Consider the following 12,207-nt stretch of genomic DNA (forward strand, 5'->3'; position numbering starts at 1 on the left):
CTTTCATTTGTTGCCGGCGCGCATCGCCGGAATCCAGCACTTGTCTTCCTTCAGCGTCAGCCGGGTGGTGCTGCCCTGGCCGCGGCCGCCCTCGAAGGTGCGCGCCATCAGGAAATAACTGCCATTGACGCCGTGCGGCTCGCTTTCCACTTCGATGCGCTGGCCCGGCGTCCACAGCTGGCCGCGGCTGTCGCGGTGTCCGGCCACGGTGGCGGACAGGGTGTAGCCGGCCAGGCGGGCGTCGGCCAGCATCTTGTCGGCGCGCGCGGCCAGCTCAGCCTGGCTGGCGGCGTCCGGCTCCACCTGGATGCGCGGCTTGTGGTAGCAAACGTCGGAGTCGTAGGACTGGTGCTGCAGGCGGTGGCGGCCCGGCGTCAGCGCCTGGCCGTGGCCTTGGCCCAGTAGGGTCAGCTCGGAGTAGCGCTGCGCGTGGGAGCGGGTTTCGGACAGGCTGATCACGTTATTGCCCTTGCCGTCGCGGCGCAGTATCAGCCGCGCGCTGGCCGGTTGGCTGTAGTCCGGGCCGCCCACCACCAGGGTGCCGTCCGGGTCGAACCAGGCGGTGAGGCCGTTGGCCTGGGCGGCGCGGCTGAGCACGTCCCAGGCGCTGTTGCCGGGGTCCACGCTGATTTTCTCGATCTGGCCCCGGCCCTTGGCGTCCACCCGGACTTTGCTGATGCCCAGCGGCCTCACCACATTGTCCAGCACGTCCTGCAGCGTCATGTTCTTGGCGGTGAGCAGCGGCGCGCTGCAATCGAGCAGCATGCCGGCCAGGTCGCGGCCGGACAGCGACAGCTGATGGCTGTCGGAAGCCACGCTGTGACTGATGTCGTCCACCCGGCCCATCAGTACGGTTTCCTCTCCCACCATCACCTTGATCATCGCGCCCGGCTCCACCTCGGGCGGGAAGACGCCGCCGGGCAGGCCCAGCGCCACTTGCCAGCCGTCTGCGGGGACGGTCAGGTCGGAATCGATGGAGTAGTGGGTCCAGTCGCTGTGCTGGCGGCTGGCGATCTGCAGGCTGAGGGTGTTGTCTGGCGCGGCGGGTTTAGTGGGCGTAGCCATGGATCACGGTTCCCGGGGTCAGGTGGTTGGGATAGGCCAGCTGCGGGTTCAGCCGCAACAGCTCGGCGGCGCGCTCGCTGTCGCCGTACCACAGGTGGGCCAGCTGGCGCAGGTTGGCGCTGGCTTCCACCTTGCGCGTGATCAGCGGCGGCTTGGCGGCGATCAGGCTGGCCGCGCCCTGCTGCACCTGCAGGCCCAGTTCGCGCAGGCTGTCCACCACCTGGTAGGCGGCGTCGGACGGCATGCTGGCGCGCCATTGGTCTATGGTGGTCTGCAAGGCGCCGCGCACGTCGCCGGCGATCTGCTCCAGCGCCGGCGGCGTCAGCGTGGCCTGGCGGGCCTCGCTGCCGAAGATGCCGGCGGCGGCGCTGGCCAGCTTGGTGGAGACGTTCAACTGCAGCAGCGCGTCTATCCGTTGCTGGTCGCTGCTCCACACGGTGAGGGCGGCGCCGGCGCTAAGCGGCGCGGTGCCCTGGCGTATCTTGTCCGGCAGGCCGTCCAACCGGCGGCGCAGCGCGTTCCAGTCGGTCAGGGTGGCGGCGGGCAGGCTGGCGGCGGTTTTCAGCGCCGGCAGCGGGCCAAGGTCCACCGCGATGTCGAATTTCCAGTCGGCCACCTGGTCCACCAGCGCGCTCACCTGGCTGACGAAGGCCTGCGGATAGGCCAGCAAATCGTTGACCTGGGCCACCGCCTGGTTGGCCATCCCGGCCAGCGCCTTGACGGTGCTGGTCAGCTGCTGGCGCAACGCGCCCAGCCGCGCTAGCGCGCCCTTGGCGGTGGCGACCAGCGCTTGCGCCTTGGCGTAAGCCTCGCCTGCCATGCCGCGCAGCTTGTCCACCTGGGCGTTGATGGCCTCGCTTTGCTGCCGCGGCTTGTTCTGCGTGAAGAAGGGATTGCCCGGTGTGGCTTCCAGCCAGTTGACGTCCACGGTGCAGGAGTCCGGCGTGTCGGCGTCGTGGCTGATCTGGTAATCCACCACCTGCGCCTGCGGCATGCTGCCGAATACCGGGTGCACCAGCTCGCCGGGGCCGGCGGCGTCCAGCGCGGCGATGAATTGCCGCAGCCGGTGCTGGTAGTCCTTGCCCCAGAACATCACGCTGAGCGATACCTTGCGCGCCTTGCGGCCCAGGTCCTCGACGTCGGCGCCGTCCAGGTAAGGGTATTCGTGCACCGCCTGGTCGCGCTGCGCGCTGTCCTGGCTTCTCAGGCAATCGAAGCGTACGCCGCGGAAGCTGGCGTCCACCAGAGGGCCGGCGGACAGGCCGGCGAACACATTGAGGCTGAACATCAGCTCCTCCTTTGTTGTTGGCTGTTGGCGGCGTTGACGGCGGCGACGATGTTGCCGTGCTGGACGTCGACGACTACGCGGAGGGGTTGGTGGAGCTGGGCGACGGCGGCAGCGAACTGGTTGACCAGGACCTGGAGCTGGGGCAGCAAGGATGCTGCGGCGCTGTCGCCCTTGCCCTTCGGCTGCGGCTGGGGAGGCTTGGCCGCAGTGGTCTGCGGCGCGCCTGGTCTCGCAGTCGCTGGCGCGTTCGCGCCGGCAGGAATGCTTGGCCGGGTTCCGGCTTTCTGAGCCGAGGCCGCCGGAGACGACGCCGGTGTGCCGGGAGCCTGACGATGGTCTATCTTATTGCCCAGCATCGCCCCTGCCTTGTCTCCCAGCGTTTCTCCCAGCCAGCCCCCCACGGCGCGTCCGGCCATGGCGCCCAACGCCGCGCCGGCGGGGCCGCCCAGCATGCCGATCGCTCCGCCCACCACGCCGCCGATCGCGGAGCCGCCGAAACCGCCCAGCTGTCCGCCGACGGCGCGTATCTTGTTGCCGACGGTTGAGTTGGGGTTGGACAGCACCTGGTAGGCGCCAATGGCCCCGGTGGCGAGCCCCACGATACCGGAAGCCTTGCCGGCAATGCGCAGGCCGCCTTTCAGGAACCCGCCCAGTATGCCGCCGCTCTGCCTCAGTGAGTGGCCGCCGGATCCGGCCATGCTGCGCAGCTTGGCGGGAAGCCCTGTGCCGGATTGGGCGGTTTTTTGCAGCATGCCCTTGGTTTTTGTGGCCAGTTGGCTGAATATGCCGGTACTTTTCTCCGATGCGCCGGCACGGGTGGGCCCGGAGGAGCGGGACGAGGAGGGAGTGGCTTGGGGCCCTTGGAGCTTTTTAGAGGCCGAACCGGATTTTTGCGGAGCGGTTTTACTCTTGGATGATCGATTTCCGCTTGCGTTCTTGCCCTGTTTGCCTCCGGGTTTGGAGGGCAGGGACGGCGTGGATCCATCGGCGCCTTTGGCGATCTTGCCGACGATGGCGACCACCCCGGCCAGCGCCGAGCCGAACGTCAGCAGGGCTGCGGCGCAGTCCAGCAATGGCGAGACGATTTCGCTGTAGTTGGCTTTTTGGTCTCCGAGAATCTGACTGGCTCGCTTGTTCTGTTCGCTGTTCGCCAGCGCGCTTTGCTGGCTTTGATCCTTGAATTGGGCGCTTTCCCGCATCATTTGGACATTGTTGTCGTAACGGGTCAGGTTTTCTTGGCTGACGCCATTCTTCCCGACTTTTTTCAGTAGATCCGGCAGCCATTTGTCGGCTTCGTCCGGATGGTAGTCGGCCGGTTTTGCGGCGGCTTCGGCCAAGGCAAAACGCAGGTTTTGGTTGATCTTGTCGGCGTCGGGCGGCGATTTCGCTTGATCCTTGACATCCTTTTTGTCCTCCCCTTGTCCGACGGCGGCCTCGGCAAGCTTCTGCGCGCTGACCCCCAGAGCCTGTCCGCCGTTGACCAACTGCGGCAATAGTTTTTCGGCATCATTGAGTTTCACACCGTTCTGCAACAGCGTGGTCAGCGCCGCCGCCGCGTCATCTCTGCCGCCGCCGGCGGCAACGACGATCTTGTCCAACTGGGCCATGCCCTGTTTTCGTCCCGACATATCGCGTTCGGGAAAAGCAAGATTGGCGAGCTGGCGCAGCTGGTGATCGGCGGCATCGGCTTTGCGCGCCATGTTGACCATGCTGTCGCCGGCTTTCTTAACATTTTCCGGCAGCTTGCCGAGCTGCTCCGCCGCGTCTTTGCTTGTTTCCCAGGCGCTTCCCTGTTCTTTTCCTGGCATCTCGTCTTCCTTTCAATCATGAAAAACAGGCGTCCCCGTCACCCCATCGAGGAGACGAGGGACGCCTGCAACCGGCTGGCGGCCTGCAGATAACCATCCAGTTCAGACTCGGTCAGCTGTCTGATCCGGGGTTCGCTCAGTCCGTAGCGGCCGAGGAGGAGGACGGCTTCACGGTAGTCAGCGAGGCGCTTTTCGCGTTGATCCGCTTTTTTTTAAGCGCGTTGCGCATGTCGATCAGCAGTTCGAAGTCATCGTCCACCAGATTGGCCGACAGGAAATCGGTGGTGATGGCTTCCGCCGGCATGCCGCCCAGCTTGGTCAGGCAGCGCGCGGTGAGCGCCAGGTTAAATAGCAGGTTGGAGTCGGCGCCGACTTCGTCGATGGCCGCGATGCTGTCGGCGACCATGGGCAGGCGCAAGTCGACGTCGTAATGCATTTCGCCTTGGTATTCCACGCCGTAGCGCAGTCGTGCTTGTATGATGGCCATCACTCCACCACCTTCCGCAACGACATCAGCTTGATATCGCGGCGCGCCTCGTTTTCCACGCCGTACTTCTCGCCCACCTCCAGCGTGAAGCAGTCCAGATAGCTGGTGCGCTTGCCGCCGGCGAGCGGGAACTCGGTCAGCTTGGCGCCTTCCACCGCCTCCCAGTCCAGGTCGCCGGTCAGCGGGATGGATACGGTGACGGACAGGTCGTACTCGGTGATGCCGCGGGCGAAGCCGCGGGCTCTGCCGCTGGAGTTCATTGTCTTCACCAGTTTGCGGCCGGTCTTGCTGCTGACGTTGAGGTCGATCACGTCGATTTCCTGGCCGTTCACTTCCAGGACGATCGAGCCTGCGTATTCTTTCAAAGCCATGGGATGTTCCTTTTCGATTCAGGGAGGGGCCAGCCGGGAGCGCCGGCCGGCGTCAAGCAGGGTTAGGGAGGGTTTACAGCAAGAGGTCGATGCGGCCGGCGAACACGTGCAGGCCGTTGACCACGTCCACCGGAATTTTGGCGTCCAGGCGGTTGGCGTCCTGTAGGTCGCGCTCGACGATCAGGCCGTCCTTGTTGGCGTCGACCTGTTCGATGATTTCCAGCTCCTCCAGCTTGTACAGCACGTCAAGCAGCTCGGAGCGCACCTTGGACGGCGTGCGGTCGGACAGCTTCTCGCGCGGGAAGCGCAGCGCGATGCGCTCGCGGCAGGCCTGGCGCACGTAGTCCAGCGTGCGGATGGTGGTGATGTCCAGCAGCGACACGTCGTCCACGCCTTGCGCGTCCTTGGTGTAGGTGCTGATGGCGCGCACGATCTGCACGCGGTTGCCGGCGGCCACTTCCAGCGGGGTGACGCCGCTGTACAGCGCGCTTTCCTGCTCGGTGCGGCTGGTGCGGGAAGCTAGCTCCACCACGTCCAGGCCGTTCAGTGCCAGAGTGTTGAGCGGACGGGCCGGATCTTCCTCGCTGGCGATTACCGCGGCGTAGGCGGCGGCCACGTCGCCCGGCAGCTTGGCCGAGCCGCGGTACCAGGCGGCGGTGATGCGGCCGCTGTCCAGCTTGGCCGACAGGGCGGCAGCGTCGGCCAGCGCGCCGGTGGTGGCGATCACGCCGATGGCGCCGCGCTGTTCCATCGGACCGGAGACGAAGTCCAGGTGCGCGCGCAGCGCGGTCAGGGCGGCGTCGGTGTTGAACGGGTTGACCACGATCTGGTGGCCGCCGCTGACCACCGCCGCCAGCGCCGGGGCGATGTCCGGGTCGCCGGCGCCGCCCTTCATCGGGGCGACGGCGACGCCGAGGCCGGCGATCTGTTCCTGCGCTTTCAGCGCGATGCCGTTGCCGATGCTGCCCTTGTGGCGGGCGGTGATGGTCAGCACTTCCTTGGCGGCGCTCGCGACTACCGGTAGGTCGGTGAGTTTGGCGATGGCGGCCAGGGCGTTGGCCGAGATCTTGGGCGCGTCGTCGCCGGCGGCGACGGGGACGTCGACGCGCACGCTGCCGATGTAGAGGCTCATCACGCCGGAGGCGGCGGCCGGGCCGCTGAAGGTGAAGGTGCCGGAAGCCGGGGTGCCGGCGGCGGCGTCGTCCACCGCGATCATGGTCAGCTGCAGGTAGGGATTGGCGTTGATGGCGGCGCGCGCCATCAGGTGGGCGTAGGAGCCGCGGCCGAAGGCCAGGGCGGCCTGCTCGTCGCTGAACACGTCCAGCGCGGCCAGCGCCGGCTGGGCGGCGTTCTTGCCGGGATTGGCCGGATCGTCGGCCATGCGCTGGCCTATCATCAGCACGCGCTGCGGGTTGCCCGGCAAGGTGCGGACCGCCAGCTTGGTGTTGAACTCAAAGTACTTGCCCGGTTTGCGGATGGATGCCGGGATCTGGTCGAAGCTGATGTTGGGGCTGGCCATAAGAGATGGACTCCTGATGCTGCGGTTGGGTGAGAGTGCCGCGCCGACTGGCGCGGCGACGGGAAAACAAGGAAGGCTTGCGGGGGCTTATTTGGGCGCCGGCTGGCTGACCACGTCCTGCGCCTTGACGTCGGGTTTGCCAGCCAGGCTGAAGTTGAGCTGGGTGCTTTGCCAGTTCTTGGACGGATCGTCCAGGCGGCCGCCGAAGCGGGAGAACAGCGCGTCGGCGTCGCTATCCTTCAACGGCGCCGGCCAGTGGCCGTTGTCCAGCGCCTCGTCCAGCCAGTAGGTGCTGAAGTCGCAGGCCACCAGGCTCCACGGCTGGCCGTCGCGCGGCGACTGGCCCAGCGGGCGGACTTTTTCCGGCACCAGCGGGTTGACCGCCAGGCCGAAATCCTGCGAGGCCAGCAGGCGGCGCACCGCGTAGACCAGTTGCCAGACGCCGGCGCCGCTGTAGCTGGCGTCGGCCTGCAAACGGTCGCCGACGATGACGGTGAACAGCGCGTTGGCCTTGTAGCGCTGGCGCTGGCTGGCGGACGGCTGGCTGGCGGTGATGCCGCCGGCCACGGTCCACACCGCCGGCAGCCGGGCCAGCGCCTGGGGATTGATGGCGGGGCTGGACTGGCCGGGGGTGAGCCGGCTGGCGTAGTCGCCGTGGGCCAGCTGCAGGCCGCACAGGGCGGTTTCGTCTAGGTCCGCCGCCACTTCGCGCACCATGTGCCCCAGGCCCTGGTGCAGGCGGTCGGCGATGGCGGTTTGCAGTGAAATCAGCATGGACATGGGGCATTCCTTGAGGAGCGTCGGAGGATGAGGCGGATTGTGGCGCGGGACGGCGCCGGGACTTAGTTGAGCGGTGTCAGTGCAGCACGCGCTTGAGGAGTTCGCCGGCCAGGGTGACCAGCAGCGCGGACAATGCGCCGGACAGCGCGCCGCTCTTGGCGGCCTGCACTTCCACATCGCGCAGGCGGGTGTCCAGTTCTTCCAGTTTCTTGTCTTGTTTGGCGAGGTGGGCGACGATCATGTCAAGCTTGCCCTCTATGCGGCCCAAGGCCAGCAGATTGTCGTGTTCCACGTGAAACCTCCTCAGCGCTCAGCCAGTTGCTGGCAGATCACGCAGCGGGTGCAACTGGGCAGCGCGGCGCGGCGCGGTTGCGGAATCGGGTCGCCGCAATCCTCGCAGTGGCTGTAGCCGCTTTGCTGCAGTTGCTGGAAGTGGCGCGCCAGCGCCTGTTCGCGGAATTCGGTCTCCAGTTCGCTGGCGCGGTCGAAGAAGTCGGTCATGGCTGAGGGTCCTGTTGATTGAAGAGTTGTTTCAGGGCGACGAGGCGTTGTTCCAGTTGCTGGCACCAGGCGCCGTAATCGGCGGCGTGGGCGAGGAGGTCTGGCGCCGGTAGCCCGCCGTCGGCGCCGGCGGCCGCGCCGGCAGCGTCAGCAGATAGGGGCTGGGCGCCGGGCAGCTCGGCGGGATAGCCGAGGAGCTGGCGGTAGAGGCGCAGGCTGTCAGGACCAAGGCCGGTAAAGTTGGAACCATCTTTGCGAGTGACATCGTCAATCCTTTGCGCTTGCTGGCGTTGCTGGTTCTGCAAGGCCAGCTGTTGTCGCAGCAGCCGGCCTTCCAATTGATCTATGCGTTGCCGCCACTGCTGCTGCAGCGCCAGCGCGGCGGCCTCTTGCTGTTGCAGCGCGAGGCTCCGGCTGGCGTCCATCTCGGCCACGCGTACCTGCAGCTGGGCTTGCCAGTAATGGCTGCTGCGCGAGCTGCCCATGGCGTAGCCGCCAATGCCCGCGGCCGCCGGTAACAGCAGACAGGCGCTCAGGCGCAGGGTGGCCAGGCTGATCATGCAGCGCTCCGGTCGCGATAGGCGGCGATCATCCGCAACGAGGCGGAATAGCCGCCCACCACGCCCAGGTAGATCAGCCACAGATCCGGGGTGAGGGTGCCGCGCCAACCGCCGACGATGAACATGGCGGTGGCGGCGGCGCAGGCGATGTTGGCCCATAGCCGGCTGTGGCTCAGGCGGCGGCTGTGCGGACTGCAGAACAGATCGGCGATGCGCATGGTCAGAACTCCTGGGAGAGTTGAAAGTGGGGGTATTCCTGAAAGGGGGCATCGGGCTGGCCGTACCAGTTCAAACCCAGCGCCTGGCCGATTTGCCCCATCAGGTGCCAGTGCGGGTGTTCGGCATCCCATACCGGTTTGCCGGCCACCAGCGGCACCACGTCGAAGGCGCGGGCGGCTGGGCTGCCGTACAGCATGGCGTTGTGGGCGGATTGGCCGGCGCGTGCCTGGGTGACGATGGCGCCGGGCTTGCTGCGGCCCTGCTGATACAGCGCGTCCTGCTCGGCGGCGGAGCGCCAGGTGCAGGTGAGCAGAGGATCCAGGCCCTGGTCGCGGCAGCGGCGCAGGAAGATTTCGGCCAGAGGTTGCAGTTGCGGGTGCAGATCGGAAATGGCGCGGCTGGCCATGCGGGGTCTCCTTGCTGGTGAATCAGTGCACCTCGTGTGGCGCCGGCGGGGTTTTCAGCACGCGCCAGATCATGCGGTCGCTGAGGTGGTAGCGCATCGCCAGCACGCCGACGGCTTCGTTGGCGCCCAGGCCTTCTATCAGCAATGCGTCGAAGTCGCGGATCAGCTGCTGGTTGCGCGCTTGGCGCAAGGCTTGGCTGCAGCGCGGGATATAAAGAATGTCGCCGCCGAAGTGGTGGGTGAGTTGTTCAGCCGCATTCTGGCCGATCACCTCGACCAGCGCGGCGAAGCGCAGTTGCCCGGCGCGACTCTGGTTTTTGGAAAAAGGCAGGGTGGTGCCGCCCAGCGCCTGTACCAACTGCAAGGTGCGCGGCATGCCAATCAGCTTTGCGACCAGTTGCATGGTGGCGGGAAGGGCGGGAAATTGCGCAGTGGTGTTCATCACGGATACTCCTGGGGTCGCCAAATAGCCTTGGCAGACGTGAAGTTCTAAATGAGTTATAATTTTCATCGTGTACTGATGTGTGCAGGCGGTCTGTTTTTGCCGCGCTCTATTTAGAACCACATCAATTCGGCGATGAATTTTATTGCTAAATTACGTATATTCACTAGGCAGTAGAACTACTTATGCAGTTCGATTGCCATTCTAAACTGGTGTTTTGAACTGAGCAAGCTGTTGAATGTCACTACTCATGTCAGTCACATGTGATGGAATGACAATAAAATAGTACTCTGGAGGGGAGTTCCAGTCGTACTTGATTACTGATGGAGTTCTAAATGGAAAATTCCCTGCAGCAGTCCGACTTTCGGCAGCGTCTGGAGCTGCTGATCGGCGCAGAAAAACCCTATGCTTGGGCAGCCCGCATGGGCATCAACAAAGGGTCCTTCACCAATATGTGGTACAAGGGCGGCGTGCCGCGGACGGCGACGGCGGAAAAGATAGCCTGCAGCAGCGGCTGCCGGCTGGAATGGCTGTTGTACGGCGAAGGCCTCATGCAGGAGGAGGGGGGCGTCGCGGCCGAGATGGCCGAGCCGCCTGCGCGCGAAGCGGCCGAACATCCGCCCGAGCCCTTGCGCTTGGCGGGCGACGAGCATTTCGTACCCGAGGGCGTGCACGAGGAGTTCTGTTTCATTCCGCGGTATAACCTGAGAGCGTCGGCGGGATTTGGAACCAGTGCCGCGGGCGAGCAGCCGATGTTCTATATGGCCTTCCGTCGCTACTGGGTGAAGAACTATTTGAACGCGTCGCCCAGGGACTTGGCGGTGATCAGCGTCAAGGGCGACAGCATGAGCGGCGTGTTGGAGGATAGGGACACCATCCTGATCAATACTGTCGAACGCAATCCCGGCGAAGGCCTGTTCGTGATCCGCATCGGCGACGACATCTTCGTCAAGCAGCTGCAGCGGCTGCCCGGGGGCGCGCTGCAAGTGAAGAGCGCCAATCCCCTATATGAGACTTTTACTGTGGATCTGGCGCGGACATCGGGCGAGTTCGAGGTGATAGGCCGGGTGGTGTGGTTTGGCCGGCAGATCGCCTGAGCGCCGCCGCGCCAGCCGATGAAGTAAACTGACATGCTGACAATGGAGACTGCACCCGAGATGAAATCACATATCCACGCCAGCCTGAGCGAGGCCAAGACGGCGCTCGACAACCTGCTGGCCAATCCCGATGCCCTGGGCAGCATAGAAGCCGCGGGCGCAACCATCATCGCCGCGCTTGAGGCCGGCGGACGGGTGTTTTCCTGCGGCAACGGCGGTTCGATGTGCGACGCGATGCACTTCGCCGAGGAATTGACCGGCCGCTACCGCAATAACCGCCGCGGCATGGCCGCCATCGCCATCAGCGACCCCAGTCACATCAGCTGCGTCGGCAACGACTACGGCTACGACGAGATCTTCGCCCGCTATCTGGAAAGCCATGCCCGCGCCGGCGATGTGCTGCTGGGCCTGAGCACCAGCGGCAATAGCCGCAATATCATCCGCGCCGCGGAAACCGCGCGCGAACTGGGCGTGAAAGTGATCATTCTCACCGGTCGCGCCGGCAGCAAGCTGGAGCCGCTGGCGGATGTCTACGTCAACACCCCGGGCGGGCAATACGCCGACCGCGTGCAGGAGCTGCACATCAAGGTGTTGCACATCCTGATCGAACTGACCGAGCGCCACTTCTTCCCTGAGAACTATTGAGGCGATGATGCCCGGCCCCGCGCGGCGGCATGAAGCTGACGCGCGTCACAGCCGCCGGCTCAGCCGGCGTTGAGGAAGTCGGCGATGCGGCGGTAGGCCAGCGCGCAGACTTCCGGCACCAGCGCTTCCATGTTCAGGAAGGCGTGCGTCTGATCGTCCAGTTGCAGCTGCTCCACCGCCACGCCGGCGGCCGACAGGCGCTCGGCGTACAGGCGGCCTTCGTCGCGCAAGGGGTCCAGGCCGGCGGTGATCACCAGCGTCGGCGGCAGCCGCGCGCTGAATCCCCAATACAGCGGCGACGCCTGGCGGCGGTCTTCCGCGTGCTGGAAATACTGGTCGAAATACCAGGCCGCCCGGCTTCTGGTCAGGAAATAGCCATCGCCGTTTTGCGCCACCGACGGTTGGGTCAGCGTGTAATCGACGCAGGGGTAGATCAACACCTGGCGCTCTATCGACAGCGAAGCGTCGGATTGCGCCCAACCGCTGAGGCTGGCGCATAGCGCCCCGCCGGCGGAGTCGCCGGCCAGCGCCAGGCGCCTGGCATAGGGCAGCCGGCGCGCATCCAGCACTTCCCATATTCTTTTGGCCGCGTTCGCGGCATCGTTCAGGCCGGCCGGATAGGGATTTTCCGGCGCCAGCCGGTATTCCACCGCCACCACGATGTGCCGGCTGGCGGCGGCCAGCCGGCGGCTGATCGGATCGTAGACGCTTACGCTGCCGGCCATATGGCCGCCGCCGTGCAGGAACAGCAGCACCGGCAGCGCTTGCTGCGGTTCGGGGTGATAGATGCGCACCGGCACGGCGTAGTCGCCGCCGGGGACCAGATCGTCGTTGACCCAGGCGATGTCAGGGGCGGTCGGCAACATCTGGCGGGTGAACTCGGCCAGCGCCTCGCGCGCGCCGATGGCAGTGGCCTTGTAGCCGGCGTCGAGCTTCTGCTGGGCGATGCGGTTGAAATCGGCCAACCAGGGCCGCAGGCTGGGATGGAGTCGGTTCATGGTCTGCCTCTGCTGATGCAG

16 protein-coding genes are annotated in these 12,207 nt (G+C 65.7%); 2 read left to right on the forward strand and 14 right to left on the reverse strand.

The genetic code is table 11. The features are described 5' to 3' along the window. Nucleotides 1-3: 3 nt before the first annotated feature. The 13 genes from BI347_RS01285 to BI347_RS01345 all read right to left on the reverse strand — a co-directional run bounded on the left by BI347_RS01285 (nt 4) and on the right by BI347_RS01345 (nt 9,446). Complete coding sequence (locus tag BI347_RS01285; protein ID WP_071115149.1) at nt 4-1,065, reverse strand: phage baseplate assembly protein; 1,062 nt, start codon at nt 1,063-1,065, stop codon at nt 4-6. Next, nucleotides 1,049-2,353 carry a DNA circularization protein gene (locus BI347_RS01290; RefSeq protein WP_083338619.1) on the reverse strand — a complete coding sequence of 435 codons (1,305 nt, stop codon included), beginning with the start codon at nt 2,351-2,353 and terminating at the stop codon, nt 1,049-1,051. Before BI347_RS01290 ends, BI347_RS01285 begins: the two co-directional genes overlap by 17 nt. Next, on the reverse strand, nt 2,353-4,053 hold the full coding sequence (locus BI347_RS24095; RefSeq protein ID WP_167359397.1) for a hypothetical protein: 1,701 nt from the start codon (nt 4,051-4,053) through the stop codon (nt 2,353-2,355). The genes BI347_RS01290 and BI347_RS24095 overlap by 1 nt, the downstream gene beginning before the upstream one ends. A 244-nt stretch (nt 4,054-4,297) precedes the next feature. Beyond that, entirely contained in the window at nt 4,298-4,648 is a 351-nt protein-coding gene (locus BI347_RS01300; RefSeq protein WP_071111579.1) for a hypothetical protein, read from the reverse strand. Continuing rightward, nucleotides 4,648-5,019 carry a phage tail protein gene (locus BI347_RS01305; RefSeq protein ID WP_071111578.1) on the reverse strand — a complete coding sequence of 124 codons (372 nt, stop codon included), beginning with the start codon at nt 5,017-5,019 and terminating at the stop codon, nt 4,648-4,650. The genes BI347_RS01300 and BI347_RS01305 overlap by 1 nt, the downstream gene beginning before the upstream one ends. A 73-nt stretch (nt 5,020-5,092) precedes the next feature. Continuing rightward, complete coding sequence (locus tag BI347_RS01310) at nt 5,093-6,538, reverse strand: phage tail sheath C-terminal domain-containing protein (RefSeq protein ID WP_071115151.1); 1,446 nt, start codon at nt 6,536-6,538, stop codon at nt 5,093-5,095. Between the two features lie 87 nt (nt 6,539-6,625). After that, nucleotides 6,626-7,318: a DUF1834 family protein gene (locus BI347_RS01315; protein WP_071115152.1), complete on the reverse strand. Its 693-nt coding sequence runs from the start codon at nt 7,316-7,318 to the stop codon at nt 6,626-6,628. A gap of 76 nt (nt 7,319-7,394) precedes the next feature. Beyond that, complete coding sequence (locus BI347_RS01320) at nt 7,395-7,610, reverse strand: hypothetical protein (protein WP_071111575.1); 216 nt, start codon at nt 7,608-7,610, stop codon at nt 7,395-7,397. A gap of 11 nt (nt 7,611-7,621) precedes the next feature. Continuing rightward, nucleotides 7,622-7,819 (reverse strand): TraR/DksA family transcriptional regulator, encoded by a 198-nt coding sequence (locus BI347_RS01325; RefSeq protein WP_071111574.1) that lies wholly within the window; start codon nt 7,817-7,819, stop codon nt 7,622-7,624. Next, nucleotides 7,816-8,379, reverse strand: coding sequence for a hypothetical protein (locus BI347_RS01330; RefSeq protein ID WP_071115153.1), 564 nt, complete (start codon nt 8,377-8,379; stop codon nt 7,816-7,818). The genes BI347_RS01325 and BI347_RS01330 overlap by 4 nt, the downstream gene beginning before the upstream one ends. Beyond that, nucleotides 8,376-8,597: a hypothetical protein gene (locus BI347_RS01335; protein ID WP_071111572.1), complete on the reverse strand. Its 222-nt coding sequence runs from the start codon at nt 8,595-8,597 to the stop codon at nt 8,376-8,378. The genes BI347_RS01330 and BI347_RS01335 overlap by 4 nt, the downstream gene beginning before the upstream one ends. 2 nt (nt 8,598-8,599) lie before the next feature. Beyond that, the gene (locus BI347_RS01340; RefSeq protein WP_071111571.1) at nt 8,600-9,004 is read right to left on the reverse strand and encodes a M15 family metallopeptidase; all 405 of its coding nucleotides are present in this window, start codon (nt 9,002-9,004) and stop codon (nt 8,600-8,602) included. Nucleotides 9,005-9,026: 22 nt separating this feature from the next. Beyond that, entirely contained in the window at nt 9,027-9,446 is a 420-nt protein-coding gene (locus BI347_RS01345; RefSeq protein ID WP_071111570.1) for a Mor transcription activator family protein, read from the reverse strand. 335 nt (nt 9,447-9,781) lie between these two features. Here BI347_RS01345 and BI347_RS01350 point away from each other — a divergent pair, with 335 nt between their 5' ends. Together BI347_RS01350 and gmhA are read left to right on the forward strand one after the other, a co-directional pair. After that, a complete protein-coding gene (locus tag BI347_RS01350; protein WP_071111569.1) occupies nt 9,782-10,543 on the forward strand; it encodes a LexA family transcriptional regulator in 762 nt (253 codons plus the stop codon). A gap of 60 nt (nt 10,544-10,603) precedes the next feature. Then, complete coding sequence (gene gmhA / locus BI347_RS01355) at nt 10,604-11,188, forward strand: D-sedoheptulose 7-phosphate isomerase (RefSeq protein ID WP_071115154.1); 585 nt, start codon at nt 10,604-10,606, stop codon at nt 11,186-11,188. Between the two features lie 59 nt (nt 11,189-11,247). Here gmhA and BI347_RS01360 read toward each other — a convergent pair whose 3' ends face one another. Next, nucleotides 11,248-12,186, reverse strand: coding sequence for an alpha/beta hydrolase (locus tag BI347_RS01360; protein ID WP_071115155.1), 939 nt, complete (start codon nt 12,184-12,186; stop codon nt 11,248-11,250). Between the last annotated feature and the right edge of the window lie 21 nt (nt 12,187-12,207).

This window comes from Chromobacterium sphagni, from assembly GCF_001855575.1.
GTDB classification, from domain to species: Bacteria; Pseudomonadota; Gammaproteobacteria; order Burkholderiales; family Chromobacteriaceae; genus Chromobacterium; species Chromobacterium sphagni.

What these genes read in the sequence shown, in the direction of transcription:
- gmhA (WP_071115154.1), top strand. Translation starts at nt 10,604, where the DNA reads ATGAAATCACATATCCACGCCAGCCTGAGCGAGGCCAAGACGGCGCTC.
- BI347_RS01325 (WP_071111574.1), bottom strand. Translation starts at nt 7,819, where the DNA reads ATGACCGACTTCTTCGACCGCGCCAGCGAACTGGAGACCGAATTCCGC.
- BI347_RS01305 (WP_071111578.1), bottom strand. Translation starts at nt 5,019, where the DNA reads ATGGCTTTGAAAGAATACGCAGGCTCGATCGTCCTGGAAGTGAACGGC.
- BI347_RS01315 (WP_071115152.1), bottom strand. Translation starts at nt 7,318, where the DNA reads ATGTCCATGCTGATTTCACTGCAAACCGCCATCGCCGACCGCCTGCAC.
- BI347_RS01300 (WP_071111579.1), bottom strand. Translation starts at nt 4,648, where the DNA reads ATGGCCATCATACAAGCACGACTGCGCTACGGCGTGGAATACCAAGGC.
- BI347_RS01330 (WP_071115153.1), bottom strand. Translation starts at nt 8,379, where the DNA reads ATGATCAGCCTGGCCACCCTGCGCCTGAGCGCCTGTCTGCTGTTACCG.
- BI347_RS01310 (WP_071115151.1), bottom strand. Translation starts at nt 6,538, where the DNA reads ATGGCCAGCCCCAACATCAGCTTCGACCAGATCCCGGCATCCATCCGC.
- BI347_RS01350 (WP_071111569.1), top strand. Translation starts at nt 9,782, where the DNA reads ATGGAAAATTCCCTGCAGCAGTCCGACTTTCGGCAGCGTCTGGAGCTG.
- BI347_RS01285 (WP_071115149.1), bottom strand. Translation starts at nt 1,065, where the DNA reads ATGGCTACGCCCACTAAACCCGCCGCGCCAGACAACACCCTCAGCCTG.
- BI347_RS01335 (WP_071111572.1), bottom strand. Translation starts at nt 8,597, where the DNA reads ATGCGCATCGCCGATCTGTTCTGCAGTCCGCACAGCCGCCGCCTGAGC.
- BI347_RS01340 (WP_071111571.1), bottom strand. Translation starts at nt 9,004, where the DNA reads ATGGCCAGCCGCGCCATTTCCGATCTGCACCCGCAACTGCAACCTCTG.
- BI347_RS01345 (WP_071111570.1), bottom strand. Translation starts at nt 9,446, where the DNA reads ATGAACACCACTGCGCAATTTCCCGCCCTTCCCGCCACCATGCAACTG.
- BI347_RS01290 (WP_083338619.1), bottom strand. Translation starts at nt 2,353, where the DNA reads ATGTTCAGCCTCAATGTGTTCGCCGGCCTGTCCGCCGGCCCTCTGGTG.
- BI347_RS24095 (WP_167359397.1), bottom strand. Translation starts at nt 4,053, where the DNA reads ATGGCGCGCAAAGCCGATGCCGCCGATCACCAGCTGCGCCAGCTCGCC.
- BI347_RS01360 (WP_071115155.1), bottom strand. Translation starts at nt 12,186, where the DNA reads ATGAACCGACTCCATCCCAGCCTGCGGCCCTGGTTGGCCGATTTCAAC.